Origin of the sequence: Pararhizobium polonicum, assembly GCF_001687365.1 — a bacterium.
In the GTDB taxonomy this organism is placed as follows: domain Bacteria; phylum Pseudomonadota; class Alphaproteobacteria; order Rhizobiales; family Rhizobiaceae; genus Pararhizobium; species Pararhizobium polonicum.
On the sequence record NZ_LGLV01000004.1, the window covers coordinates 341,200 to 366,773 of the forward strand.

20 protein-coding genes and 1 tRNA gene are annotated in these 25,574 nt (G+C 62.8%); 11 read left to right on the forward strand and 10 right to left on the reverse strand.

Translation table 11 applies throughout. The features are described 5' to 3' along the window. Positions 1–36 precede the first annotated feature (36 nt). Positions 37–1,608 (reverse strand): FGGY-family carbohydrate kinase, encoded by a 1,572-nt coding sequence (locus ADU59_RS03330; protein ID WP_068951641.1) that lies wholly within the window; start codon positions 1,606–1,608, stop codon positions 37–39. A gap of 108 nt (positions 1,609–1,716) precedes the next feature. Beyond that, entirely contained in the window at positions 1,717–2,682 is a 966-nt protein-coding gene (locus tag ADU59_RS03335; protein WP_068951643.1) for a sugar-binding transcriptional regulator, read from the reverse strand. Between the two features lie 726 nt (positions 2,683–3,408). Here ADU59_RS03335 and ADU59_RS03345 point away from each other — a divergent pair. The 7 genes from ADU59_RS03345 to ADU59_RS03375 all read left to right on the forward strand — a co-directional run bounded on the left by ADU59_RS03345 (position 3,409) and on the right by ADU59_RS03375 (position 12,125). Further along, positions 3,409–4,065 carry a DUF2291 family protein gene (locus tag ADU59_RS03345; protein ID WP_068951646.1) on the forward strand — a complete coding sequence of 219 codons (657 nt, stop codon included), beginning with the start codon at positions 3,409–3,411 and terminating at the stop codon, positions 4,063–4,065. After that, positions 4,062–5,603 (forward strand): sugar ABC transporter ATP-binding protein, encoded by a 1,542-nt coding sequence (locus ADU59_RS03350; protein WP_068951648.1) that lies wholly within the window; start codon positions 4,062–4,064, stop codon positions 5,601–5,603. Before ADU59_RS03345 ends, ADU59_RS03350 begins: the two co-directional genes overlap by 4 nt. 26 nt (positions 5,604–5,629) lie before the next feature. Continuing rightward, positions 5,630–6,760, forward strand: a complete 1,131-nt coding sequence (locus ADU59_RS03355) for an ABC transporter permease (RefSeq protein WP_068951650.1) — start codon at positions 5,630–5,632, stop codon at positions 6,758–6,760. A gap of 36 nt (positions 6,761–6,796) precedes the next feature. Continuing rightward, positions 6,797–7,756, forward strand: coding sequence for a D-ribose ABC transporter substrate-binding protein (locus ADU59_RS03360; RefSeq protein ID WP_068951652.1), 960 nt, complete (start codon positions 6,797–6,799; stop codon positions 7,754–7,756). 348 nt (positions 7,757–8,104) lie between these two features. Further along, the gene (locus ADU59_RS03365; protein WP_068951654.1) at positions 8,105–9,640 is read left to right on the forward strand and encodes an FGGY-family carbohydrate kinase; all 1,536 of its coding nucleotides are present in this window, start codon (positions 8,105–8,107) and stop codon (positions 9,638–9,640) included. Further along, positions 9,637–10,410: a DeoR/GlpR family DNA-binding transcription regulator gene (locus ADU59_RS03370; protein WP_068951656.1), complete on the forward strand. Its 774-nt coding sequence runs from the start codon at positions 9,637–9,639 to the stop codon at positions 10,408–10,410. The genes ADU59_RS03365 and ADU59_RS03370 overlap by 4 nt, the downstream gene beginning before the upstream one ends. Next, complete coding sequence (locus ADU59_RS03375; RefSeq protein ID WP_068951659.1) at positions 10,410–12,125, forward strand: glycerol-3-phosphate dehydrogenase/oxidase; 1,716 nt, start codon at positions 10,410–10,412, stop codon at positions 12,123–12,125. Before ADU59_RS03370 ends, ADU59_RS03375 begins: the two co-directional genes overlap by 1 nt. A 138-nt stretch (positions 12,126–12,263) precedes the next feature. On the opposite strand, the gene ADU59_RS03380 is transcribed toward ADU59_RS03375, so the two are convergent. Together ADU59_RS03380 and ADU59_RS03385 are read right to left on the reverse strand one after the other, a co-directional pair. Continuing rightward, positions 12,264–13,025 (reverse strand): SDR family oxidoreductase, encoded by a 762-nt coding sequence (locus tag ADU59_RS03380; RefSeq protein ID WP_068951661.1) that lies wholly within the window; start codon positions 13,023–13,025, stop codon positions 12,264–12,266. Then, positions 13,022–14,251: an MFS transporter gene (locus ADU59_RS03385; protein WP_068952544.1), complete on the reverse strand. Its 1,230-nt coding sequence runs from the start codon at positions 14,249–14,251 to the stop codon at positions 13,022–13,024. The genes ADU59_RS03380 and ADU59_RS03385 overlap by 4 nt, the downstream gene beginning before the upstream one ends. A gap of 136 nt (positions 14,252–14,387) precedes the next feature. Between ADU59_RS03385 and ADU59_RS03390 the strand changes: the two genes are divergently transcribed. Beyond that, positions 14,388–15,299 carry a LysR substrate-binding domain-containing protein gene (locus ADU59_RS03390; RefSeq protein WP_068951663.1) on the forward strand — a complete coding sequence of 304 codons (912 nt, stop codon included), beginning with the start codon at positions 14,388–14,390 and terminating at the stop codon, positions 15,297–15,299. A gap of 237 nt (positions 15,300–15,536) precedes the next feature. Here ADU59_RS03390 and ADU59_RS03395 read toward each other — a convergent pair. The 5 genes from ADU59_RS03395 to ADU59_RS03415 all read right to left on the reverse strand — a co-directional run bounded on the left by ADU59_RS03395 (position 15,537) and on the right by ADU59_RS03415 (position 21,733). Beyond that, a tRNA-Arg gene (locus tag ADU59_RS03395) sits at positions 15,537–15,613 on the reverse strand. A 199-nt stretch (positions 15,614–15,812) separates the two neighbouring features. Continuing rightward, positions 15,813–17,294, reverse strand: coding sequence for a sensor histidine kinase (locus ADU59_RS03400; RefSeq protein WP_099050751.1), 1,482 nt, complete (start codon positions 17,292–17,294; stop codon positions 15,813–15,815). A 19-nt stretch (positions 17,295–17,313) separates the two neighbouring features. Next, on the reverse strand, positions 17,314–18,738 hold the full coding sequence (locus tag ADU59_RS03405) for a dihydrolipoyl dehydrogenase family protein (RefSeq protein ID WP_099050752.1): 1,425 nt from the start codon (positions 18,736–18,738) through the stop codon (positions 17,314–17,316). A gap of 4 nt (positions 18,739–18,742) precedes the next feature. Continuing rightward, positions 18,743–19,567: a TVP38/TMEM64 family protein gene (locus ADU59_RS03410; RefSeq protein WP_099050736.1), complete on the reverse strand. Its 825-nt coding sequence runs from the start codon at positions 19,565–19,567 to the stop codon at positions 18,743–18,745. Positions 19,568–19,723: 156 nt separating this feature from the next. Next, positions 19,724–21,733, reverse strand: coding sequence for a methyl-accepting chemotaxis protein (locus ADU59_RS03415; protein ID WP_068951671.1), 2,010 nt, complete (start codon positions 21,731–21,733; stop codon positions 19,724–19,726). A gap of 415 nt (positions 21,734–22,148) precedes the next feature. Here ADU59_RS03415 and rpmH point away from each other — a divergent pair, with 415 nt between their 5' ends. The 3 genes from rpmH to yidC all read left to right on the forward strand — a co-directional run bounded on the left by rpmH (position 22,149) and on the right by yidC (position 24,583). Then, positions 22,149–22,286: a 50S ribosomal protein L34 gene (gene rpmH / locus ADU59_RS03420; RefSeq protein WP_037104763.1), complete on the forward strand. Its 138-nt coding sequence runs from the start codon at positions 22,149–22,151 to the stop codon at positions 22,284–22,286. Positions 22,287–22,421: 135 nt separating this feature from the next. Further along, positions 22,422–22,808, forward strand: coding sequence for a ribonuclease P protein component (gene rnpA / locus ADU59_RS03425; RefSeq protein WP_068951673.1), 387 nt, complete (start codon positions 22,422–22,424; stop codon positions 22,806–22,808). Further along, on the forward strand, positions 22,808–24,583 hold the full coding sequence (yidC, locus tag ADU59_RS03430; protein WP_068951675.1) for a membrane protein insertase YidC: 1,776 nt from the start codon (positions 22,808–22,810) through the stop codon (positions 24,581–24,583). Before rnpA ends, yidC begins: the two co-directional genes overlap by 1 nt. 102 nt (positions 24,584–24,685) lie before the next feature. Here yidC and ADU59_RS03435 read toward each other — a convergent pair whose 3' ends face one another. Continuing rightward, on the reverse strand, positions 24,686–25,564 hold the full coding sequence (locus ADU59_RS03435) for a LysR substrate-binding domain-containing protein (RefSeq protein ID WP_068951677.1): 879 nt from the start codon (positions 25,562–25,564) through the stop codon (positions 24,686–24,688). Between the last annotated feature and the right edge of the window lie 10 nt (positions 25,565–25,574).

The window sequence follows — 25,574 nt, forward strand, 5'->3', positions numbered from 1 at the left end:
ATGCCCTGTTTCTCTTGCGGCGTCGCAGGCAAATCTTCAGTTCCGTACGCCGGTCTGGCGCTCCGCCAGCCGGTCCCAGACCGGCTCCAGCACGAGCCGGGCATCGCGATAGACCGGAAACATTCGCGCATAGGTTTCCACCAGCGCGGCATCCGGCACTTCTGCAGGGGCCAGAAGCGGTGTCACCCACTCGGCGATACAGGCATCCATGCCGTCATAGACCCCGATCGCGACGGCGGCGATCATCGCGGCGCCCGCAGCACCCGCCTCTTCCCGCAACGAGACGCGTATCGGCGCGCCGACCGCGGCGGCAATGACAGAGCGCAAGGCCTTCGAGCGCGCAGCGCCACCGGTCAGCCGCAGCTCGGCGGGCATGTCGCCCATCGCCGCATAACAATCCCGCGTCCCCATTCCCAGACCCTCGACCACCGCGCGCAGGAGATCGGCAAACCGGTGGCCGCTGTTCAGGCCAATGAACCCGGCCCGCGCATTGGCGTTGACAAACGGTCCACGCTCTCCGGCCTCGGAGATATAGGGATGATAGAGCAGAGCTCCCGGATGACTGGCCGAAAGCCAGCCCTCGACCCGCCCGACCAAATCGGCCTGGGTGACCTGTTGTCCCAGCTCCCCCATCAGGTCGCCCGCCAGCCGCAATGCCCAGTCTATATTGAGCGTCGCCGCCATGTTGGATTGCGCCGACGCCACGATATCCGGCATCGGCAGGACGACCATATAGCCCGTATTATCGGCATTCAGCACGACGTCACCGACCGCAGCCGCGCGCATATGCATGCCGGTGGAGCCGATCGTCGAGCAGGCTGCCGGCGTGCCATCGGCAAAGATCCCCGCGCCAAGCGCGGTGCAGGCGAAATCGACATAACCGAGGCTGACCGGCGTGCCTTCAAGCAGGCCCGTCTGTGCCGCTGCCGCGAACGAGAGCGGATGGGTGACCTGTGTTCCGTCGATGATCTCGGGCAGCAATCCACGCTTGCCGGACAGGCCGAGTGCCGCAATGACGGTGTCGTCATACCGGCGCGTGCGAAAATCGCCGAATGTAAAGCTTGCCTCGGAGGGATCGGTTGCGCGCACGCCGGTCAGGTTCAGATAGAGCCAGTCCTTGCAGTGCAGCGCCACGTCGGCCCGATCGAAAAGTTCGGGATGATGGGCGGCCATATGCGCGATCTGCGCGCCCTGCTGACAGGTGTTCAGCCCGGTTCCGGTCGCTTCGAACCGGGCGCGATCGCCGGGCGAAGCCCGCAACCGGCGCACGGTCGGCGCTGCCCGGGCATCCAGCCACAGCCAGGCGTCCGCCACCGGCGCATCGTCCCTGCCCACCAGCCATGTACCATCCCCCTGCCCGGTCACGGCCAGCGCGGCAGTTCGCCGGGCGAGGCCCTCGACCTTGGCAGCGAGAGCGCGGATCGTCTGCGCGCAATCGGCCCATGTCCTGTCCAATGGCTGAAATGCCGCGCCGTCCGCCGCCGTCGCATAGGCGTTCGGCACGGAGGCCGCAGCGATTTGCCGCCCGGACAGGTCGAAGGCGACGGCCTTGATCACCGACGTTCCGGCATCGATCCCGATCAGGATGTCTTTCCCGGCATTGCCCATCAGAAAAGGCTCCCGTCTGGATACGATGCCAGCGCGGCGTGGGACCGGTTCAGCCCGGCAGGGTGTTTCTCTGTGGACACGAAACTGCCTTCCTTCACAACAAATCGGTTACGACGGGTCGTCGTTGACAAGGGCATGCGCCGTCTGTTCATCGATGATCAACCCGCTGAGACAGCCGCTCAGCAGGGCGGACCGGATGGCGCGCGCCTTGCTCAAGCCGCCTGCGATCGCGACGATCCGGCGCGTTTTCATGCTCTCCAGACTCGGCGACAGGGTACGCTCCGCCAGAAACGTCTCGATCGGCCTGCCTTGCGCATCGAAGAAATGCCCGAGTATTTCGCCGACGCCGCCATGATCGCGTACGTCCTGCATCTCCGGAACCTCGATCATCTGCGAGACGACCAGCTGCGAATCCAGTTCCGCCGTGCCGATGCCGACAAGCATCAGATCGGCGCGCGCAGCAAGATCGAACACATATCGCACGCCGCGCTGCGACAGCAGCACTTCGCGATCCTCGGCCGAATTGGCAAAGAACGGCACCGGCATGACATAGGATACGGCCCCGGTCTTTTCGGCCAAACGGTGCATCACGTCATGCGGATTTGCCGCATAGTTTCGCGTCAGCCCGCCAAGGAGTGAGACGAAGCGCACGTCTCCGGCGTCGGTGTGCGGCATGGCGGCAATAGAGGCGGCGAGCGTGCGGCCGTTGCCGATGCCGATCACCTGTCCTTGCAGGCCCCTGATTTCACGCTGCAGAAATTCCGCCCCGGCGACACCGAGTGAGCGGATGAGCAGGCTCTTGTCGTAGAGGTTCGGCAAGACCTCGCAATAATCCAGCCCGAAAAGCGCGGTCATCCGCGTTTCGAGCATCACGCATTCCGCCACGTCACCGTCGATGGAAAATTTCACGACACCGTTCTGGTTGGCCCACATGATGAGCCGGTGCGCCTTCACATTGGGAATGCCCAGCCGCGCGGCAACCTCCGCCTGCGTCAGCCCTCCGACATAATGCAGCCATGCCGCACGGACCGCGAGACTGTCGTCACGGTCACGGCCTGTGGCGGTTCGTACCATATCTCCCTCCCAGGTTTGGCTGTTGCAAATGTAATTATTTTCACCTATTGAATTTTTTTACATACAGCGTACCATCTGTCAACAAAGATCACAGGCAGGCCCTTGAATATCACATGCGGATTTCGAGACATGATGCGAAGGAGACCGCCCTCAACCATCATCGATTTCAAGAGGATCGATGCCCAGACCGGAAGGATAGACGTCTGAGTCTCAAAGCGATTGTGCTTGGGAAAAATGCGGCAGGATTTTCTATTATCAATCAAAATCAACTGGTTGAAAGGAAAAACCCTGGCGATAACCCCGGTCCTTACGCGTCGCATCCCGCGAGTATCACGGTGACGGCTGCAGAGCGCGACGAAGGAGCCCTATCCGAACACGAGTCGATCTTAACAAAAGTAACGTTGACATAACGCCGAACGTATCACATTCTTAAGATAACTTACAGATAATCTGTAACACTGCTGCGGCAGTGAACGGTACGAAACAGAATTGAAAGCGGCCTGTACGGGTGGGGGGATGTCGCCACGTTCAGGACGCGATGGGAGGAATACGGCATGCAGGACGTGACGTCTGAACCTGACAGACCCCGGAGACCGCAGATTCGGCAAACCGTGCAATGACGGGCCGAAATCGCCCCGGCGCCAGAATGTCGCCAATTCCCAACGCTACACCCTGACGGGAAAGCCCGTCACCGCCCCACAAACCCAAGCTACAGGTCGCCCCTCGATGAGTTCACAGTCTTACACCGCAAAGAAGGGACGCACGCAGTCCAGCCTCGGCCTGGTAACGGCGTCGGCTGCCGTGCTGATCCTGATTGGCGCCATGGCGTTCGATACCAAGGTCGTCCGGATCGGCTCGACCGAAGACGTGAAGGCCGACGTCTTTTCCGCCGAAAGCTACGGCGCGTCGGAATTCCCCAAGGTCAAGGCCGATATCGAAGGACGCGCGGTCGACGCCGTAACGCTGGCGACTGCCATCGCAGAGGATCGCCCGGCCGCTGAAGCCAAATATGGCGTTGCGGCGGGCACCGGCCCGGTCATGTCCGTCAAGCTGACCGGCGTCTTCGGCGAGGCGAAGTCGGGCATCTACGATGTCAAGGTCGAGGGCCTGCCCGATACGCTGCGCGTTCGCGTGCAAACGGGCCCTGCGATCAACGGAACGGAACTGCGCGACGCGACGGGCACCATCGCCTTTGGCCAGTTCACCAACCAGATCGAATATCAGGATGCAGGTTCTGCCCTCAACAACCAGCTGAAGAAGGATGTCCTGTCGGCACTGGATACAAGCCAGCTGACCGGCAAGACGGTATCGCTCACCGGTGCATTCAAGCTGATCAATCCGAAGAGCTGGCTCATCACCCCCGTGAGGCTGGACGTTCAATGACACCACAATCCGTCACGATAACGGCGTCCGACGACGCTGTGCTTTCCGCGCGCAACATCGCAAAATCCTACGGCAACGTGCATGCGCTGAAGGGTGTCAACTTCGACATCCACCGCGGCAAGGTGACCACCCTGTTCGGGGAGAATGGCGCCGGCAAGTCGACGCTGATGAAGATCCTGTCCGGCGTCGTCACGCCGACCTCGGGCGACATCGTGCTCGATGGAAACGTCGTGAATTTCTCGTCCGCCTCCGACGCCCGGGATCGCGGCATCTCGATCATCCATCAGGAGCTCAGCCTCGCGCCGAACCTGAGCGTGCGCGACAACATCTTCATGGGCCGCGAACTGCGCACGGCGACCGGCGTCGACTTTGCCGAGGAAGCCCGGCAGGCCCGGGCCCTGATGGCCGACCTCGAGGAGGACATCGATCCGATGACGCTCGTCGAGGATCTGCGCCTGGGCCAGCAGCAGATCGTCGAGATCGCCCGCGCCCTGTCGGTCGATTCCCGTATTCTGATCATGGACGAGCCGACATCAGCGCTGAGCGCGACCGAAGTCGAGGTGCTGTTCAAGGTGATCCGGGACCTGACCGGCCGCGGGGTCTCGATCGTCTACATTTCCCACCACCTGGAAGAAGCGCTGCAGATCACCGACTATGCCGTCGTGCTGCGCGATGGCGCCATGACCGCCAATGCCGAAGCGAAAGACATCGATCTCGAATGGATCGTCCGCAACATGGTCGGCGAGAACTTCGACCTCGGCTCCCCGCCAACGGGCTATGACTTCGGCGAAACCGCGCTGTCCATCGAGGATGTGAGCGTCGCCGATGCCTCGGGGTCGGGCTATTCGGTCGTCGACCACCTGTCGCTCGACGTCAAGGCCGGCGAAATCGTCTGCATCTACGGACTGATGGGGGCCGGGCGCACCGAACTGCTCGAAGCCGTCGCCGGACGGATGCCGATGAGCAGCGGCCGGGTCATCGTCGAGGGCGACGACATCTCGCGCCTCAGCATTTCCGAGCGCATCGACAGAGGACTTGTCCTCGTTCCCGAGGATCGCCAGCGCGACGGCCTGGTCCAGACCATGTCGGTCGGCCAGAACCTGTCGCTTGCCAGCATCGCCAACTTTACCCGGCGCATGCTGATGTCGCGCTCCGGCGAACAGGCCGTCATCGATGACGCGATCAGCAAGGTTCACATCAAGACCGATGGCGGCCACGCCGCGATCGGCTCCCTGTCCGGCGGCAACCAGCAGAAAGTCGTCATCGGCAAGATGCTGGCGACCAATCCAAGGGTGATCCTGCTGGACGAGCCAAGCCGCGGTATCGACATCGGCGCCAAGGCCGAGGTGTTCCGGCTGCTCAGCGAAAGAGCGGCTCGCGGGCTCGCGGTGGTCTTTTCCACCTCCGAAGTCGCCGAGTGCCTCAGCATCGCGCACCGGATCGTGGTGATGCGCCGCGGCAAGATTTCAGCGCAGTTCGGCGCGGATGTTTCAAAAGAAGAGATCATGGCCGCCTCGGGCGAAGCCGTGCATGTCTGACGATCGAGTTTAACGGAGCCCTGTCCATGAGCAGTTCAGTCACCACCCCACCGCGTTCGGGTCTCTTCGGCGACGGCTTTGATTTAGGCAGGCTGTTGCTTGAAGGCCGGGCATTTTTCGCGCTGATCGTCATCATCGTCGTCTTCTCGATCCTGTCGCCCTATTATCTCTCGGTCAGCAACTTCCTCATCATGTCGTCGCATGTGGCGATCTACGGCATTCTTGCCGTGGGCATGCTGCTGGTCATCCTGAACGGCGGTATCGATCTGTCGGTGGGCTCGACGCTTGGGCTGGCAGGCGTCGTCGCCGGCTTCCTGATGCAGGGCGTTACGCTCAATGCGCTGGGCGTCGTGCTCTATCCGCCGATCTGGGTCGTGGTGGTGCTGGTCTGTGCGCTCGGCGCCTTCGTCGGCCTGATCAACGGCATCCTCATCGCGCGGTTCAAGGTGCCGGCCTTCGTCGCCACCCTCGGCGTCATGTATGTGGCGCGCGGCTTCGCGCTCTTGATGACCAATGGCCTGACCTACAACAATCTCGGCGGCAGACCGGAACTGGGCAATACCGGCTTCGACTGGCTGGGTTTCAATCGCCTCGCCGGCATTCCGATCGGCGTTGTCGTGCTGGTGGTCATCGCGCTCATCGGCAGCCTCGTGCTCAACCGCTCGGCCTTCGGCCGCTGGCTTTACGCTTCGGGCGGCAACGAACGTGCGGCCGAACTCAGCGGCGTTCCGGTCAAGACGGTGCAGATCGCCGTCTACATGCTGTCGGGCGTTTGCGCCGCCATCGCCGGACTGATCCTGTCGTCCCAGCTGACCTCCGCCGGGCCGACGGCCGGCACCTCCTACGAGCTCACGGCCATCGCCGCCGTGGTGATCGGGGGCGCCGCCCTGACAGGTGGCCGCGGCAATATCCGCGGAACCCTGCTCGGCGCCTTCGTCATCGGCTTCCTGTCCGATGGATTGGTGATCATCGGCATTTCATCCTACTGGCAGACAGTGTTCACCGGCGCGGTCATCGTGCTCGCGGTGCTGCTCAACGCCGTCCAATATCGCCGCCGCGTCAAGAGAACGACCGAGACCGACGGCCCATCCGCTTCTCTGCAACCGAAGGGCAACGGCCAGGGCGCCGAAGCCGCTCACGGGAAGACCGCCAGCTGACTGGCACATGACCAACCAACAACGGGAGAGAGTACAATGCTGAAAATGACAAAGAGGCTGCTGCTGGCCAGCTTCGTCCTGGCTGCGCCGATGATGGCGCTGTCGGCGACCGCCGCCTCCGCCGAAGGCCTGATTTCGATCATCGTCAACGATCCGTCGAACCCATACTGGTTCACCGAAGGCGAAGTGGCCGCGGCCACTGCCAAGCAGCTCGGCTATACCGCCACGGTCGGCGCATCGAAGGGCGACACCAACACCGAGAGCAACCTGATCGACACCGCGATCACCAACAAGTCCGTGGCGATCATCCTCGATCCCGCCAATGCCGACGGCTCGATCGGCGCGGTGAAGAAGGCCATTGCCGCCAATATCCCGGTTTTCCTCGTCAATGCCGAGATCAACCAGGAGGGCCTCGCCAAGGCACAGCTCGTTTCCAACAACGCGCAGGGCGCCGCCCTCGGTGCCCAGCAGTGGGTGGAGAGCATCGGTGAAACGGGCAAATATGTCGAACTTCTCGGCGCGCCCTCCGACAACAACGCCGCAACCCGCTCAAACGGCTACGAGACGGTCCTCAGCCAGTATCCGGACCTCGAAAAGGTCGGCTCGCAGGTTGCCAACTGGGACCGGACCCAGGGTCATGACAAGATGCAGAGCCTGCTTCAGGCCAATCCCGATGTCATCGGCCTGATCAGCGGCAATGACGAGATGGCGCTGGGCGCCATCGCAGCGCTGAAGGAAGCCGGCAAGCTCGCCAATATCAAGGTCGGCGGTTTCGACGGATCTCCGGACGCGGTCGCGGCCATCAAGGCCGGAGAGCTGGAATATACCGTGCTTCAGCCCGTGGCCGTGTTCTCGGCCGAGGCCGTCAAGCAGGCCGATTCCTTCATCAAGACGGGCAAGACCGGCGTCGCAACCGAAAAGCAGCTGTTCGATTGCCTGCTGATCACCAAGGACAATGTCGACAAGTACACTGCGCCGTTCACGCTGTCGCAATAATCAAGACATGAGGGCGCCCTACGGGCGCCCTCATCCACATCCGCACGGCGGATGTTAAGCCCCCCGAAAGACCCGACTTGCCACGTCGGAAAGCGGATCCGGCGCAAGACGCAGCGGTCATAGGGCCGGATGCCGCGGAATGCCATTTGGCCGCACGTTATCGTGCTTGCACACGCCCCTCCGGCGCACGCAAGCGATGGCGCCACCACCCGCCTCGTTCAAAATCTCCCCATAAAACATAACAAAACTTGACGTTAATTTCACACTGAAATACGATACATATACCATAAAATGGATCGCCTCCGTTATCGGAATACGACGACCGAATGCATAGCAATGAGGGAACGCATGACCAGCCTGCTGGGAATCGACAACGGACTGACCGTGACGAAGGCCGTGATCTTCGATGCCGATGGCACGCAGCTTGCCGTCGCGCGGCGGCGGGTACCGCAATCCATGCCTCACGCGCATTTTGTCGAACGCGACATGCTGGGGCTCTGGCAGGCGACGGCCGAAGCGATCCGCGAGGCGATCACGCTCAGCGGCAGGCCGGCAGAGGACATCAAGGCCGTCGCGGCCACCGCCCATGGCGACGGGCTATACCTGCTCGACGAGGCCAGGCAGCCTTTGGGTCCCGGCATCCTCTCCCTCGACAGCCGCGCCAGCGATATCATCGACGAATGGTCTGGCAGTACCGTGTTCACGGAGGCGCTCGCCCTGACGGGGCAGGTTCCGCACGTCTCCGCGCCATCGGCCCTTTTGGCCTGGATCAAGGCCCACGAACCGGACCGCTACAAACGCATCCGGCATGTGCTCGGCTGCAAGGACTGGCTACGGTTCTGCCTTTCGGGCACGATCGGCACGGACCGGACCGAGGCCAGCACATCCTTCACCGATGTTCGCCGCCAGACCTATGCACCGGAGGCCCTGCGCCTGTTCGGACTGGAGGAGCTGTTCGAAGCGCTGCCGCCCATGGCGCATTCCGCCGACATCGCCGGCCATGTCACGGCCGATGCCGCTGCGCTGACCGGGCTTGCCATCGGCACCCCGGTCGCCTGCGGACTGCATGACGTCACGGCCTCAGCGCTCGGCATCGGCGGCCATGCGGATGGCATCGTCAGCATCGTCGCCGGCACCTATTCGATCAACCAGGTCGTCTCCAGCGACGTCCATGTCGATCCGCGCTGGTTCTGCCGCAATGCTATCGATGCCGGGCGCTGGAACAACATGGCTATCTCGCCGGCCTCGGCCGCCAATTACGACTGGTTCCTCGATACGCTGTGCCGCAAGGAGCAGGACGAGGCCATCGCCAGCGGCATCTCGATCCACACAACGCTGGCGAAGGAGATCGATGCCGCCCTGCAAAGGCCCTCGACGATCCTGTTTCATCCCTACCTGTTCGGCTCGCCGCACGGCCCGCTTGCCAGCGGCAGTTTCCTCGGGCTGCACGGCTGGCACGACCGCGGCGACATGCTGAAGGCCGTGCTTGAAGGGATCGCCTTCAACCATCGTACCCATGTCGATGCCCTGCGCGACGGTTTTGCCTTCCGCGAGGTCCGGCTGACAGGCGGCGCGTCCCGCAATCCAGCCTTTGCGCAGATGTTTTCCGATATCCTCAACATGCCGGTGACCGTGACATCGACCGACGAGGCGGCGGCATTCGGTGCGGCCTTGTGCGCCGGCGCGGCCGTTGGCCTGTTTGCCTCCGTGCACGACGATCCGCGCCCCTTGAGCAAGATCGGCCACACCTATCACCCCGACCCGGTGCGCAGCGCCGAATTCGACCAGCGGTTTTCTCTCTATTCCCGCATTGCCGAAACGCTGGCACCACTCTGGCCCGATATCGAGCAGCTGGCGACAACACACAAGAGGGACACCGCATGATCAAGGCAGACGAACGGCGCGAGGAAATCGCCAACTACGTCATCAAGCTCGGTCAGGTCCGCCTGGACGATCTGGCCGAGCATTTCGGCGTCTCGCGCATGACCATCCACCGCCATATCGACCAGCTGGCGCATCAGGGGGTTTTGCGCAAGCTGCACGGCGCGGTGACGGCGCAGCCGTCCGGGGTCTACGAGAGCACGTTCCGCTACCGCATGACGGTGGGCACCGCTGAAAAGAACGCCCTGGCACGCGCGGCGATGGATTACGTCGAAGCCGGCCAGGTGGTGATGCTCGACGATTCGACCACGAGCTGCGCCATCGCGCCGCTGCTGCTCGAGATCAAGCCGCTGACCGTCATCAGCAACAGCCTGTCGACCGCCGCCCTCCTGACCGCTGCCGACGACATCGACTTCATCTGCCTTGGCGGCCAGTATCACCGGACCTACAACGCCTATATCGGCATCGTCTGCGAAAACGCCGTTTCCCGGCTGCGCGCCAACGTGCTCTTCTGTTCGGCCTCGGCCATCACCGGCACCACCACCTATATCCAGGATCCGCAGGTCGTGCGGGTCAAGCAGGCAATGATGGCGGCCTCCAACCAGCGCATCCTGCTGGTCGATCACTTCAAGTTCAACAATGTCGCCCTCCACGCCCTGGACGAACTGACCGCCTTCGACACCGTTCTGGTCACCGACGGGATCGGCGATGCCCAGGCACAAAAACTCGAACAGGCGGGCGTACGCCTGCGCGTGATCAGGACAGCTTCGTAATGACCCAGCAGACACAGGAAACATCCCCACGCCCGGCCGATCGCCTGGCGGCTCTCGCCAATGGACAGGATGTCGACGTCGTCATTCTGGGCGCGGGCATCAATGGCGCCGGCCTGTTTCGCGATCTGTGCGCACAGGGCCTGACATGCCTCATCGTCGATAAGGGTGATTTCGGCTCCGGCACCAGCGCCGCCCCCTCGCGGCTGATCCATGGCGGCCTGAAATATCTTGAGACGGGTGAATTCGGCCTCGTCGCACAATCGACGCTGGAGCGCAATCTGCTCCTGAAAAACGCCCCGCACTATGTCAGTCCACTGCCGACGGTCATTCCGATCTTTTCCTGGTTCAACGGCATAACGGCGGCGCTCCGCACACTGTTCGGCTCGACCAGCGCACCGCGCAGCCGCGGCGCCGTCCTGATCAAGATCGGGCTGGCGATCTACGATTTCTACGGATCGCGCGACCGGGTGATGCCGCGCCACCGGCTGGTCGGGCGCCGCCGCGCCCTGCGCGAAATGCCTGTCCTGACCCCATCCATCGTGGCCGCCGGAACCTATTACGATGCGAAGATCAGCCATCCCGAACGGCTGGTTCTCGAACTGATCCAGGACGGCCTGACTGCCAGCCCCGCCTCGGCCGCCACCAATTATACGACGACGATTTCGGCTACGAACGGCCTTCTGACGTTCCAGACGGAAAAGGGCGACACGCTGTCGGTGCGGCCGAAACTGGTCGTCAATGGCGCAGGCCCCTGGATCGACCACGTCAACGCCCAGCTCGGGGCGCCCTCCAGAATGATCGGCGGCACCAAGGGCTCGCATATTCTTTTGAAGAACGACGCGCTTGTGCGCAGCCTTGCCGGCCGGATGGTCTATTTCGAGGCCGACGATGGCCGCATCTGCCTTGTCTTCGACTATCTCGGCCGCGCCCTCGTCGGATCGACCGACACCAAGGCCAACAACCCCGACACCGTGCGCTGCGAACCGGAGGAAATCGATTATCTGCTGGCCAGCGTGCGCACGCTCATGCCCGGCGTTCCCATCGAACGCGACCAGATCGTCTATGCCTATAGCGGTATCAGGCCCCTGCCCGCCTCCGATGCCTCCGTCGCCGGCCTCATCAGCCGCGATCATTCTGCCCCGGTCGCCGAACCCAACGAAACCCGCCCCTTTTCGATCATCTCGCTGATCGGCGGCAAATGGACGACCTTTCGCGGCTTTGCCGAAGAGGTCGCCGATACCGTGCTCCAGCGCCTTGGACGCAGCCGCACCGCCAGCACCCGCTCGATGCCCATCGGCGGCGGCCGCGATTTCCCGGCGGGTCCGGCAAGGCGTGCGCAATGGCTGACGGACGCATCCGCAGCATCCGGCGTCGACAGGCAGCGCCTCGACACGCTCCTGTCGCGCTACGGCACACAGGCCCTGCCGATCGCATCACATGGGGGTGAGTGGAGCGACACCGAGCATCTGCCCGACTCCTCCGGCTACAGCCTGCCGGAAATCGACTATATCGCCCGCAACGAATGCGTCGCACATCTGTCCGACATCGTCATGCGCCGCACGACGCTGGCCGTCACCGGCTCGCTGACGATCGCCGACATCAGGCAGATCGCAACCGTTGCCGACCGCGCGCTTGGCTGGGGCCCGGAGCGCACCACTGCGGAAATCGAAGCGACCGTCGCGCAGCTTGAACGGAGAAACCTGATGCGCCTTTAAGGCGCTTCCGGTGCGCCGACCTGCATATATTGCTGATTTCAGAGAGAAAAAATGGCGCACCGTGCCGGGTGATGATGAGAACGACATCTACGCCATAATCCGAAGCTTGCGGTAAGGCCCGGCACAGCCCACTGCTGCTCACTTGCCGCCGGTAACATCGAGGAACGTACCGGTGGTAAAGGAAGCATCGGTGCTTGCCAGCCACAGGATCGCCCGCGCAACCTCGTCAGGCTGACCGCCTCTTCCCATCGGAATCGAGTCCCTGACGCGGTCCACCCGTCCCGGCTCTCCGCCGCTGGCATGCATCTCGGTGTAAATGTGCCCGGGGCGAATGCAATTGACCCGTATCCCCTCCCGCCCGACCTCTTTGGCAAGACCGATCGTGAATGTCTCAAGAGCGCCCTTTGAAGCGGCATAATCGACATATTCGTTCGGACTGCCGAGCCGGGCCGATGCCGACGAGATGTTGACGATCGAGCCGCCATGCCCGCCGTGTCGATGCGACATCCGCTTGACGGCTTGCTGTGCGCAGAGGATCGGGCCGATCGCGTTGACCGCGAACATCCGCTGCATCCGCTCGAACCCGATATCCTCCAGCCGCGACTGTTGGGCAATGATCGCGGCGTTGTTCACCAGCACATCGATCCGGCCGAACTCCCGGTCGATTGCGGCGAACAATTGTAAGACCTGTTCAGGATCCGCGCTATCTGCGCGCACGGGCAAGGCCCGCCGGCCGGCAGCTTCTACATCAGCCGTGACTTCGAGGGCGGCAGCTTCGTTGGACATGAAGCTGATCGCGACATCGTAACCTTGCGCGGCAGCAAGCCGCGCAGTCGCCGCGCCGACGCCGCGACCTCCTCCCGTGATCAGAATGAGGGGTGCTTCGGAGACGGTCTTCATTGAGCAATCCTTTCGCTTGTGGTCGATGATATACGGGGTCTGGACCGGGCAACGCCATCACGAGCCATGGGCTGGCTGCGCAGATGGGGCCGCAGTATCAGGATAAGCGGGACGATCAGCGCGGCGGTGGCCGCCGTGGCCAGCAGGCCAATCGTCTGACTGCTGTGATCGGCAATCGCGCCATAGAGGATCGGCGCGATGCCGCCAGAGCCAATCACGCTCGTGTAGAAGATCGCGAAGGCCCGGCCCGTGTCGCCATCGGACAGTTCCGGCACAGTGCCATAAAGCACGGATGAGATGCCGTTGAGCACGATACCGAGCAGTGGCAGCAGGATGAGTGTCAACGTCAGTGGCGTGAACAGTGTCGCCGTGATCAGCAAGGCTGTTGTGGTTTCGGCCATCATGACGGTCATGACAACGCCCAGCCGCTCTCCAAGCCAGCCGAATGTCATCTTTCCGAACGCACCGCCGATGAACAGCAGGGCGAGCGCGATGCCGACCGTCGGCAGGCTCCCGCCACGGCCCTGGATGAGAAAAGGCAGAAACAGCAGATATCCCATGCGGGTCGCCGTATCGAGCCCGCCGATCATCGCCAGAACGCGAAAGCCGCCACGGCCACGACCAGCCGGCTTCTCTTCCGTGTCATTCCCGGAAAGGGGCACGGCAGGCGCCAGTGCCATCAGGGCAAAACACAGAGCCACGCCAAGCAGCGCCATCAGGCCCAGCAGGGGGCGCCAGGCAAGCACCGTCAGCAGGACAGCGACAAGCGCCGGCAGGACGGCCTTGCCGAGGTCGCCCGCGAAATTGTAGATGCCAAGGGGGCCCCGCGCAGCCTTGCCATAACTGTGGGTGACGAGCATCGAACCCCGCGGATGCTGGATGCTCGATCCGATGCCCGCCACGACGAGGCCGATACAAAGACCCGTAAAGCCGAGCGGCAGCGCCATGATCAACAATCCCGCCGCCGCCACGACGGTCGACAGAATTAGCGCCGCTTGTGGCGACCAGCCACGCAGAACCCGGTCGGCGGGGATCTGGAGGCCACCCATCGTCGCGTAATAGAGGGCGCGGATGACGGCGAGCGCAGCATAGGAAAGACCGAACTGCGCCTGCCATACCGGCATGAAGGCATAGAGGGCGTCCGTGTAACCATCATGAAGCGCGTGCGTGAGGCTGGCACCGGCAAGGTTACGCTTTTGGGTGGTCCATCGATTTTCTGGTTTCATATTCGGGAAGGTGTCGGAGACGTAATTCACATGATGTGAGTGAGTGGCGTTGAATCCCACAATATACGTGTGATATTTCATGGACTAGTATGCTTTTGATCACCGATACCGCTCGTTTTTCTCACAGGTTTATCCAATGCGCCGCCTTCCTCCGCTAAACGCCCTGCGCATTTTCGAGGTAGCCGCCCGGACAGGCAGTTATGCCGAGGCCGGCGTCGAACTCGGTTTGACCCATGGTGCGGTGAGCCGACAGATTGCAGCGCTCGAAGGATGGTTGGGGCAAAAGCTGTTCATGAAGGATGGCCGGCGTATGATCGCCACGCCGACGGCGCGGATATTCGCCGCGGAGGTCGGTCTTTCGTTCGATCGCCTTGCTGTCGCAGCGGAGGCATGCGGACGGCCCGGCGCGCGCCGCATCCTGCGTGTAAGCGCCCCGACCAGCCTCGCGATGCGCTGGCTGATCCCACGGCTCAATCGTTTCCACGCCGATCATCCGCATATCGAAGTCGCGGTCACCACGGTTTCGTGTGTCGTCGAGGATTTGCGCGGTGGGGTCGACGTTTCGATCCGACGGGGTGTCGCCCGGGACGATGTGTGGGCCCAGCATCGCATCGTACCGGTGCTGGATGATGTCGACACCCTGATCATGAGCCCCGCACTGTTTGCGCAGCGGCCGATCCTCAAGCCAGCCGATATTGAAGGGCATACGCTGCTTGCTGCCGAAACACGCGCCGGCGAATGGGCAAGCTGGCTCGACGCGGCGGGGTTGCACCACCTTGCCGGGTCTCCGCGCCAGACGTTCGATCACTTCTTCGTCGCACGCCAGGCGGTGGAAGATGGGCTTGGAATCGGAATCGGCCCGCTGCCGATGCTGGAGATCGATATTGCCAGCGGCAGGCTGACGACGCCGCTGCCGGGCATCCGGGTTCCGCGGACGGGGTATGTCGCGGTCTTCCCGCGCCAGCCAGATGCCGGAAATCTGGTTGCCGGCTTCGTTGACTGGCTGGTCGGCGAGGCAAGCGGAGATATCGTGAAGCCCAACGCGTGACATGCTCCGCACCTCGAAGGCCGGCATTTCTCCAGCGTGTGGCGGAAGATCACCACGGAAGTCGGTGTTCCGGTCAAAATCTGGAATAGAGACAGCCACGCCGGTGGCGTGACCGAAGGCAGTGATTCCGGCGCCGATCTCGAACACCTGCGCCATCACGCCAGCCACAAGAAACGGACCTGTAGAGACATGCCCGGATGAACGGTCTTTCAGCAGCCTGAATACATTGAAGGTTTTTGGCGCACCCGGAACGATTCGAACGTCCGACCCTCAGATTCGTAGTCTGATGCTCTATCCAGCTGAGCTACGGGTGCGTGTCGCTGCGGCGTTAACCGCTTGCGTGGCGATCCTCTAAAACGTCCGCCCGGGGAATGCAAGCGAATTTGCGCAAAAAGATTCTTTTTTGATCGAAGAAGGTTCTTATACCTTTGAAACTGTGGATAGATTCCTGCACCAAACCCCTCTACAGCAAGGCTTCGCCGGTGATCACGGGGGTTTTCAAAAATCTTCCGATCAGTGCCGGGCCTTGGAGCGGAAGGCGTCGAGGGGCACGGGCCGGTCGGGCAGTTCGATGCGGAACAGCGTGCCGGGGGTCGCCTTCTCCACCAGCGCGATCGTGCCGCCATGGGCAAGCACGAGTTCGCGGGCGATGGCGAGCCCCAGACCCGTGCCGCCCGAGCGGGCCGAGCCGCGGAAGGCGGCAAACAGGTTTTCGCGCGCCTTGGGCGGCATGCCGGGGCCGGTGTCATCGACGGAGATGCTGACGACGCTGCCGGTGCGCAGCGCCGAGACGCTGATCGTGCGGGGAGAGCCGCTCTCGGCATGGTCGTTCATCAGCGCCTGCACGGCGTTGCGGCAGATATTGTGGACGACACGGAACAGCTGCTCGCTGTCGGCATCGATCTGCAGGTCGTCGGGGATCTGGATATGAAACTCGATGCCGGCGCCCGGATCGATCGCCAGCATCTCGCCGACGTCGCTCACCAGCGGCCGCAGACGGACGAAGCGGCGGTGTGGCTCCGGCTCGGTGGTGCGGCCGTAGGAGAGGACCTCGGTGGTATAGCCGACGGCACGGTCGATGGTGCGCAGAAGCGTCGGTGCAAAGCGCTTGACGATGGGATCATCGACATCGGCAAGACGGTCCGAGATCAGCTGTGCGGACGCCAGGATATTGCGCATGTCGTGATTGATCTTGGAGACGGCAAGGCCGAGATCGGCAAGGTTCTTCTGCTGCTTCAGCGTCTTCTGCAGCTGCTGCTGCATGGCCGAGAGATGCTGACCGGCGACGGCGAGTTCGTCGCGGCCCAGCGCCGGCTCCAGCACGCGGGCGGGATCGGACGGTTCGACGGCAAAGTCCTGCATGTTGGCGGTCATCCGGCGGATCGGCACGATCATCAGCCGGTTGATCGCCAGGAAGATCAGCGCCGCGGTAAACAGCGAGATGGCGATCGACAGGAAGAACACGTTGCGCGAATAGATCAGCATCGCCTTGCGCAGGCTGGCATCCTCCATCACCACCTCGATGATCGCATCGCTATCGCCAACCGGCCCATAGATCCGCACAACCTTGTCGCCGCCGAACAGCAGCGTGTCGAAGGCATCGCAGATGGCAGAAAACGGCGTCATCGCCGCGACGTCGTATTGCGCGTCGACCTGCGGCGGCATGTCTTCGGCCGCGATCAGCCGCGATTCGTCCTTGCGCCGGAGCACGATCGCCTTGGTGCCGGTCGCCATCAGGGTTTCCTCCTGCAGCGGGCGCGACAGCTGGACATCCTGCAGGCCATCGACCACGACACCGGCTGCGGCCGCGGTATTCAGCCTGTCTTCCAGCCAGCGGATGCGCATGTTGGCAACGGAGGGCACGAAGATCAGCACTTCGGCCAGCATGACGAAGACAACGGTCAAAAACAGCAGCTTGCCCGAGAGCCCACGAAAGAAACCGGCCCGCGCCGGCTGCTTTCGAACGACCGTGGTGTCTGTAGTGCCTACCGTCATGTCCTGCATTTCCGTCATCTTAGCCGAAGCGCCGCAAAAGCCGGATGATGGCGCGGACGGCCGGCTTGCGTGTCAGAGGTGTATAATAGGCGATGACGGCCCGTTTTCCAATCTCCGTCATGGTCGGATAGGGCGCGACAGCACCGCGCACATGCCGGAGCCCCTGACCGTTGGCGATCGCCATCGACCACATGTTGATCATCTCCGCCGCGCCGGCACCGGCGATCGTGACGCCCAGAATCCTGCCGCGCCGGCCGGCGACGATCTTGATCAGGCCGCCGGTGGCGCGCTCCGCCTGGGCCCGGTCGTTTTCGGCATAGGGCCAGCGCAGGATATTGACCTGCCGATAGCGTCTGCGCGCCTCGTCCTCGCCCAGGCCAACAGCGGCGATTTCCGGATCGGTGAAGGTCGCACGCGGCACGATGTCGCGGTTTTCCCGCGCCGGCAGCCGGAACAGGATTTCGCGCAGCACGAGCGATGCGTGATAGTTGGCGGCATGGGTGAATTGCAGCCCGCCCGCCGCATCGCCGATCGCATAGACACGGCGATTGCCGGTGCGCAGGCTGGCATCGACGGCGATGCCGTTTGCCGTAACGCCTACATCAGCCGCCTCGAGGCCAAGTCCGGCCGTATTGCCCCTGCGGCCGGTGGTAAGAAGCAGGGCGCTGCCGTCTATGGTGACAGAGCCCGTCTCCGTCTCGCACTGCAGCCGCACGCCGCCGGCGGTCTTTTCAGCGGCGAGAACAAGGGCATGCTCCCAAATGACGATGCCTTCGCCGCGCAGCCGGTCGAGCACGATGCGCGCCAGCTCCGGGTCTTCCCCAGAAAGCGCCCTGCCCGCGTCGATGACCGTGACCTTCGCTCCCAGCCGCCGGTGCGCCTGGGCCATCTCCAACCCGGCCGGGCCGGCGCCGATCACCAGCAGATGTTCCGGCGGGCGCGTCAGGTCGAACAGGGTTTCGTTGGTGAGGTAGCCGGCATCCGCAAGGCCGGGGATCGGCGGGACAATGGTCGAGGATCCCGTGGCAATCACGAACCGGCGAGCCCGGATGGTCAAACCGCCGGCCATAACGGTATCGCGGTCGACAAACCGGGCCTCCGCCTCGATTACCCTCACCCCCATTGCCGTAAAGCGCTCGACCGAATCGTTCGGCGCGATCGCCGCGATCACCGAGCGGACATGCGCGTGCACCTTTTCGAAATCGATCACAGGTTCACCGGCGCTGACGCCGAATTCGGCCGCCTTGCGCACCGCATGCGCGTGCCGTGCAGCGGCGATCAGCGCCTTGGAGGGAACGCAGCCGGTGTTGAGGCAATCGCCGCCCATGCGGCCGCGCTCGATCAGCACGACCGGCACCCCGAAGGCGGCGGCGCCGGCGGCGAGCGAAAGGCCCGCCGAGCCGCCGCCGATGACGCAGATGTCGGGATGCAGAACCGTTGTCACGCCGTCAGTCTTTTCCACCATCGCCCGCCGCCTGCCTCTTTTCGCGGACAAACTGCACGAGAAGCGGCAGCGCGGCAATGACCGCAAGCGCCGTGAAGGCGAGCGTCAGCTCCGGCGTCAGACAGTCGGCCAGGCGCAGCGGCCGCCCCTCCTTCGCCACATCGCCGATGACCTGCTCGAAGCCGCAACCAAGCCAGCTGTAGACAAACGTGGCGGGGATGATGCCGATGACGGTGGCGAGCACAAACGTCCGCATGCTGACACCAAAGAAGGCCGGGGCGATGTTGACCACGAAGAACGGAAAGACCGGCGCCAGGCGCAGAACCAGCAGGTAGCTGAAGGCATTCCGGTTAAACCCTTCGGAAAACCGGCAGAGGAACGGCCCGGCCCGGCGCCGCAGGATATCGCCGAAGACCGTGCGTGCGCCGGCAAACAGAATGCAGGATCCGGCCGTGGCAGCGGCAAGGACGATGATACCGCCCGTCAGCCAGCCGAACAGGAAGCCGGCAAAGATCGTCAGCACCGTCGCTGCCGGAACCGACAGCGCCACGACGGCGACATAGACGATGAAGAACAGCGCCGCCGACTTCAGGGGATAGCGCGCAACCATATCCAGCAAGACTTCGCGCTGATCGGCCAGCCAGGTCAGCGTCAGATAACGATGCCACCCCAATCCGTAGGCCACGGCCAGGCCGAGCGCGAACAGGACAAGCGGCATGATGCGCAGGGCGAGCGGCGGCGCATGCCCCGCAGGCTCGTCCTTCGCCGGTGTCGCTCCCCGATGGCTCCCCACGTCCGGATGCCGCCTTTCCTGATCGTCCCGTTTCATCGCAGCAGCATTAGAAGGAAAGCACCGCCGGAACCAATAACGAATGATCGCGGCAAAAAACGTCCCCGTGATCGGAACGGCGATCGAAACGAAAAATCCCGCGGCGATACCCGATCGCCGCGGGATTGATATTCATGCGCTAACGCTTGCGAAGGATCAGAATTCTTCCCAATTGTCCTTCGATACCGCCGCACTGGCCGACCCGCCGCCAAAGGCGCGGGCGACGGTGCCCATCATCTTGCGGGCGGGTGACGCGACCGGGCGGGTCTGTTCGCGCACCGGAGCGGCGGCGACACGCAACGGGGCTGCCTCGTCGAGCTTGAAGTGCGAGATCAGCCGCGCAAGGCTGTCGGCTTCAGCCGAAAGCTTGTGGGTCGCGGCATTGGCCTCCTCGACCATGGCAGCGTTCTGCTGCGTCACATGGTCCATCTGGTTGACGGCGGTGCTGACTTCGCCGAGCCCGGTCGACTGTTCGCGGGCGGCGGTGGCGATCGAGTGGATGTGATCGTTGATGCTCAACACCCGCGTTTCGATCTGGCCGAGAACCTGGCCGGTCTCCTGCACCAGCTTCACCCCGGTTGCGACTTCCGAGCCCGATTTCGCAATCAGGACCTTGATGTCCTTGGCGGCGCTTGCCGCGCGCTGGGCAAGCTCGCGCACTTCCTGTGCCACCACGGCAAACCCCTTGCCGGCATCGCCGGCACGGGCCGCTTCGACACCGGCATTGAGCGCCAGAAGATTGGTCTGGAAGGCGATCTCGTCGATCACGTTGGTGATCTGGCCGATCTCGCTGGAGGCCTGCTCGATCCGGCCCATGGCATCGACGGCCTTGCGCACGACTTCGCCCGATTGCGCAGCACTCTGCTTGGCCTCGGTGACCATGACGCTGGCTTCCTGGGCCCGGTCGGTCGAATTGCGGACGGCGGCGGTGATCTCCTCCAGCGCCGCCGAGGTTTCCTCGAGTGCCGCCGCCTGCTGCTCGGTGCGCTTGGACAGGTCGTCGGCAGCGGAGCGCAGTTCGGTCGAATTGCCGTTGATGGAGTCCGTCGTGGAGCGCACTTCGCGCAGGGTGTTCTGCAGGGTGGACAGCGAATCGTTGACGTTCTGCTGCAGTTCGGCAAAGGCGCCCTGGAATTTGCCGTTCATATTCTGTGTGAGATCGCCGACCGCAAGGCTGGCGATGACCCGGCGGGTCTCGTTGACACCGCTATCGACACCATCCACCAGTTCGTTGACGCTGGCCGCGAACCGGTTGAGGTCGGCATTGCCATAGTCCTTGCTGATCCGCTGGGTGAAATCGCCGGCGGCAGCGGCCGAGACGACGACGGCAATGCTCGACTGGAGATCGGCGCTCTTTTCCCGCAGCACGGTTTCCTGCGCGTTCAGTTCGCGCACGGCCAGGCCGTTGCGCTTGAAGACTTCGACGGCGCTCGCCATCTCGCCGATTTCATCCTTGCGGCCGGAGAAGGGCACCTCGGCGTCGAGGTCGCCATCGGCAAGCTGCTTCATCGTTCCGGTCAGCTTGAGGATCGGCTGGCTCAGTTCCTTCGTGCCGATATAGAAGGCCGTACCGATGCCGATGACAAGACCGAAGCCGGCAGTCAGAAGAACGATCAGGATCATCTTCTGCTGGATGGCGCTTACCTCCGCCTGGATGACATCCAGCGCGGCACGGTCGGTTTCCACGACGGCGTCGATCTCGGCCTGGAAGGCTTTGCGGTTGGCGCGGTTGAGCTCGTTGTTGCCCTGCTCGTTGGCGGCCTGCGGCGAAACCTGCTGGCTGAGGCGGGCCGTCTCCGTGCGGAACGCACGGAATTCGGCGGCACGCTTGACGACAGCATCGAACGCCGGCAGCTGCTCGGCAGGGACCAGCGGACGCCACGCGGTCAACAGGGTATCGATCTTGTCGAGGTTGGTCATCAGCCCATCGGCGAAGGCTTTCGACTTCTCGGCCGTGGGCGCCGCATAGATGCCGCGCGCTTCCATCACCACCCCGGTGACGAGGCGGTTCAGCCGTTCGCCGTTGAAGGCACGGTCCGAGGCATTGTCGAACTGGACGAGCCTTGCATTATATTGTGTGATCACCGTCAGGGCCATGCCCGTCACGGCCAGAGCGATCAGGCTCATCACGCCGACAATGAGATAAATCTTGCCTCGAATTTTCATGAAATATGTCTCCTCCAAACCGGTAACAGGCCTGAAAGTGGTGGTTTACAGGCGCGTATATTGGCAGGGACACTACGGCCCGGAGGGTTAACGAAACTCTTCGGGGACTTGAACAATTCTAGGGTTACCACTTTAGGCTTTTGTTTATATAATTACATTAACATCTTCTAATTTTCAATTGTGAGTTGAATCTTACAGATATTCGCGGCAAAGCATCGCAAGCGGCCGGGACGGCCGAAAACACGCCGTTCCCAGCTTTTGTGCCCCGGCAATTGACTTTTGCGGGCCTTTCCTCTTATAAGCCGCCCACGTCCGGACAAGTCCCCTTGCCCAGTGCAGTGCCATGTCCGGAACGTAACGCTCCCTTGCTAAGAAGCAAACCCAAGAAGGGCCGCACACCGCGGTATTAAAATAAATGACGAAGCGTACCTATCAACCGTCCAAGCTTGTTCGCAAGCGCCGTCACGGCTTCCGTGCACGTATCGCCACCAAGGGTGGCCGCAAGGTTATCGTTGCCCGCCGGGCACGTGGCCGTAAGCGTCTGTCGGCTTAAGGCCGTCTGGCGCGTGCCGCGTCTTCGCGCACTGACCTTCGCGAAACCTGCATGCGCGGCTTCATGGCGCCGGAGCATCCTGCAAACGTCCGTCTGGACGATGGATGCTCCTGTTCCCGGAAGGAGCGCGGGCGAATGACATCACCCAAGCCTAAATCAACTGCCGGGCGGCTGAAAAGCCGGCCGCAGTTTCTTGCCGTTCGCAAGGGAGAGCAGCGGAAAGGTCCGTTGTTCCTTCTCGAAGTTCTTGATCGCAACGAGCCTGACACCGCGCCACGCGTCGGTTTCACCGTCACCAAGAAGCATGGCAATGCCGTCGAACGCAACCGGATGCGCCGGCGCCTCAAGGAAGCCGTGCGGCTCTCCGCCGGATTTGCAATGAAGCCCGGACTTGACTATGTGATTGTCGCCAGACGCGACCTTTTGAACGCGCCCTTCGAGCGGATCGGCAAGACCCTCTGCGAGCGGATCGAAAGCAAGCAAAAATATTCACGGCCGCCGGCCGGCTCCAGGAAAGAATGATGGAAAAAAACCGCAACTACTTCGTGGCGATCGGCCTGTCGGTACTCATTCTGATTGCCTGGCAGTTTCTCTACGTCAATCCGAAGATGGAGAGAGAACGGATCGTGGCGGAAGCCCAGAAGAGCCAGACGCAGGCCGCGGGCACCCCGGCGGCTACCGGTCAGGCTCAACCGGCACAGGGCGCGGTACCCGGCTCCGTCGAAACCCGCGACCAGGCGATCGCCAAGTCGGCCCGTGTCACCATCGACACGGCTGCACTCAGCGGCTCGATCAACCTGACCGGCGCGCGCTTCGACGACCTGAAGCTCAAGGAATACCACGAGACCGTCGACGACAAGAGCCCGCTGATCACGCTGTTCAGCCCCTCCGATACGCCGGACGGCTACTTTACCGAGCTCGGCTATATCGGCAACGAGGCCAGCGGCACCGTTCCGGGCCCGGCCACCATCTGGACGGTCAAGAGCGGCGACAAGCTGACGACCGCAACACCGGTGGTCCTGACCTTTACCAACGAGAAGGGCGTGGTTTTCACCCGCACAATCTCGATCGACGAACATTTCATGTTCCAGATCGCCGACACGATCAACAACGGCAGCGGCGTACCGGTATCGGTCTCCACCTATGGCCGCGTCACCCGCTTCAACAAGCCGACGACGCCGAGCGTCTACGTCCTGCATGAAGGCTTCATCGGCGTGATTGGCCAGCATGGCCTCAACGAAGTGGCCTATGGCAAGGTGGAAAACGACGTTCCCGCCAAGCATGAGAAGGCAACGACCGGCTGGCTCGGCATCACCGACAAATACTGGGCCGCAACCATCGTGCCGCCGCAGAACCTGGCTTACGAATCCAAGTACGAGCACTTCACCGATGGCCGGCCGCGCTTCCAGGCTGACTACAAGCAGGATGCCGTCACGATCGCGCCCGGCCAGTCCACCGACCTGAAGACGCTGCTTTTCGCCGGCGCCAAGCAGGTTCCGCTGGTCGACGGCTATGAGAAGTCCTACTCGATCCCGCAGTTCGACCTCTTGATCGACTGGGGCTGGTTCTACTTCATCACCAAGCCGATGTTCAAACTGATGGATTTCTTCTTCCGTTATTTTGGCAACTTCGGCGTCGCCATCCTTCTGACCACCATCGTCGTCAAGGCGCTGTTCTTCCCGCTCGCCAGCAAGCAATACGCTTCGATGGCGAACATGAAGAAGGTTCAGCCGAAGATGGAGGAACTGAAGAAGAAGCACGGCGACGACCGCATGGCGCTGCAGCAGGGCATGATGCAGCTGTACAAGGAAGAGAAGATCAACCCGATCGCCGGCTGCTGGCCGATCCTGTTGCAGATTCCGGTGTTCTTCGCGCTCTACAAGGTGATCTACGTCACCATCGAAATGCGTCACGCGCCATTCTTCGGCTGGATCCAGGACCTCTCGGCGCCCGATCCGACCTCGCTGTTCAACCTGTTCGGCCTGTTGCCCTACGCCGTGCCGCATGCGCTGATGATCGGTGTCTGGCCGTTGATCATGGGTGTCACCATGTTCCTGCAGATGCGCATGAACCCGACGCCGCCGGATCCGACCCAGGCGATGCTGTTCACCTGGATGCCTGTTGTCTTCACCTTCATGCTCTCCAGCTTCCCGGCCGGCCTCGTCATCTACTGGGCCTGGAACAACACGCTGTCGATCACCCAGCAGGCGTTCATCATGAAACGCCACGGCGCCAAGATCGAACTGTTCGACAATCTGAAAGGATTGTTCTCGCGAAAACCGAAACCGGCCGAATAGGCCGCAAACGGAATTCACCATATAAAAAGCCCCGGTTCACACATGAACCGGGGCTTTTTCTTGCCCGAAACCTGCCCCATTCAAACGGCCGTTCCGCCGCCGCTACAGCATCCGCTGCATTTCCTCGCCGAGCCACTTGCGGAATTGCCGTGTCATGCGGTTTTCGTGGCGCTGAAAGACGACGCGGTAATGGCCGAGATCCACCGGGCCGAAACCGGGCAAGACCACAAGCCCGCCGGAGCGGATTTCGCGCTCCGTCAGGAATGCCGGCGCAAGCACCATCCCCAAACCGGCGGTCGCGGCATGCAGGGCCGCATCGTCGGTATCGAACACATGCTGGATCTGGATGGCATTACGATCGAGGCCCAGCGTGCGGGTCCACAGCGCCCAGTCCCAATTGTCCTGCGAACATTGAAGGGCCGGAACCTTCCCGAGGTCGCCGGTGCCTTCATACCGGACCGCAGCCAGAAGCGCCGGCGATGCCACGGGGCGGCTCATGTCGGCGGCAAGCCACTCCCCCTCCGCAGCCTCCGAACCGGCCCGATAGTAGGAGATGGCAAGATCGCCGGAGCCAAGGGATATGTTGGAGCCGGTCTTCGTCTCGACACGAACGCGGGCCGCCGGGTGGACGGCCTTGAACCGTTCCAGCGCCGGGATCAGCCAGCGAACGGCGAGCGAGATCGAGACGCGGACGACGATTTCGTTCTGGTCGCGGCTGAGCGCCTCCGCCGAACGGTCGATCGCGGCGATCGCGGCGGCGGCATCGTCGTAGAAACGGCGTCCCGCATCCGTCAGCACCAGGAAATTATGGCTCCGCTTGAAAAGCGCCACGCCCAGCTCGCCTTCCAGCTTCTTGATCTGATGGCTGACGGCGCTCGGCGTCACGCCGGCCTCCCCCGCCGCCTGCGAAATGCTCAGATGCCGGGCGGTCAGGACGAATATCCGCACCGCATTGAGCGAGACGTTCCGCTTGTTCTGCATCGAAAATACT

What these genes read in the sequence shown, in the direction of transcription:
- ADU59_RS03370 (WP_068951656.1), top strand. Translation starts at nt 9,637, where the DNA reads ATGATCAAGGCAGACGAACGGCGCGAGGAAATCGCCAACTACGTCATC.
- ADU59_RS03390 (WP_068951663.1), top strand. Translation starts at nt 14,388, where the DNA reads ATGCGCCGCCTTCCTCCGCTAAACGCCCTGCGCATTTTCGAGGTAGCC.
- ADU59_RS03380 (WP_068951661.1), bottom strand. Translation starts at nt 13,025, where the DNA reads ATGAAGACCGTCTCCGAAGCACCCCTCATTCTGATCACGGGAGGAGGT.
- yidC (WP_068951675.1), top strand. Translation starts at nt 22,808, where the DNA reads ATGGAAAAAAACCGCAACTACTTCGTGGCGATCGGCCTGTCGGTACTC.
- ADU59_RS03435 (WP_068951677.1), bottom strand. Translation starts at nt 25,564, where the DNA reads ATGCAGAACAAGCGGAACGTCTCGCTCAATGCGGTGCGGATATTCGTC.
- rpmH (WP_037104763.1), top strand. Translation starts at nt 22,149, where the DNA reads ATGACGAAGCGTACCTATCAACCGTCCAAGCTTGTTCGCAAGCGCCGT.
- ADU59_RS03415 (WP_068951671.1), bottom strand. Translation starts at nt 21,733, where the DNA reads ATGAAAATTCGAGGCAAGATTTATCTCATTGTCGGCGTGATGAGCCTG.
- ADU59_RS03400 (WP_099050751.1), bottom strand. Translation starts at nt 17,294, where the DNA reads ATGACGGTAGGCACTACAGACACCACGGTCGTTCGAAAGCAGCCGGCG.
- ADU59_RS03375 (WP_068951659.1), top strand. Translation starts at nt 10,410, where the DNA reads ATGACCCAGCAGACACAGGAAACATCCCCACGCCCGGCCGATCGCCTG.
- ADU59_RS03410 (WP_099050736.1), bottom strand. Translation starts at nt 19,567, where the DNA reads ATGAAACGGGACGATCAGGAAAGGCGGCATCCGGACGTGGGGAGCCAT.
- ADU59_RS03345 (WP_068951646.1), top strand. Translation starts at nt 3,409, where the DNA reads ATGAGTTCACAGTCTTACACCGCAAAGAAGGGACGCACGCAGTCCAGC.
- ADU59_RS03360 (WP_068951652.1), top strand. Translation starts at nt 6,797, where the DNA reads ATGCTGAAAATGACAAAGAGGCTGCTGCTGGCCAGCTTCGTCCTGGCT.
- ADU59_RS03365 (WP_068951654.1), top strand. Translation starts at nt 8,105, where the DNA reads ATGACCAGCCTGCTGGGAATCGACAACGGACTGACCGTGACGAAGGCC.
- ADU59_RS03350 (WP_068951648.1), top strand. Translation starts at nt 4,062, where the DNA reads ATGACACCACAATCCGTCACGATAACGGCGTCCGACGACGCTGTGCTT.
- ADU59_RS03355 (WP_068951650.1), top strand. Translation starts at nt 5,630, where the DNA reads ATGAGCAGTTCAGTCACCACCCCACCGCGTTCGGGTCTCTTCGGCGAC.
- ADU59_RS03330 (WP_068951641.1), bottom strand. Translation starts at nt 1,608, where the DNA reads ATGGGCAATGCCGGGAAAGACATCCTGATCGGGATCGATGCCGGAACG.
- ADU59_RS03335 (WP_068951643.1), bottom strand. Translation starts at nt 2,682, where the DNA reads ATGGTACGAACCGCCACAGGCCGTGACCGTGACGACAGTCTCGCGGTC.
- rnpA (WP_068951673.1), top strand. Translation starts at nt 22,422, where the DNA reads ATGACATCACCCAAGCCTAAATCAACTGCCGGGCGGCTGAAAAGCCGG.
- ADU59_RS03385 (WP_068952544.1), bottom strand. Translation starts at nt 14,251, where the DNA reads ATGAAACCAGAAAATCGATGGACCACCCAAAAGCGTAACCTTGCCGGT.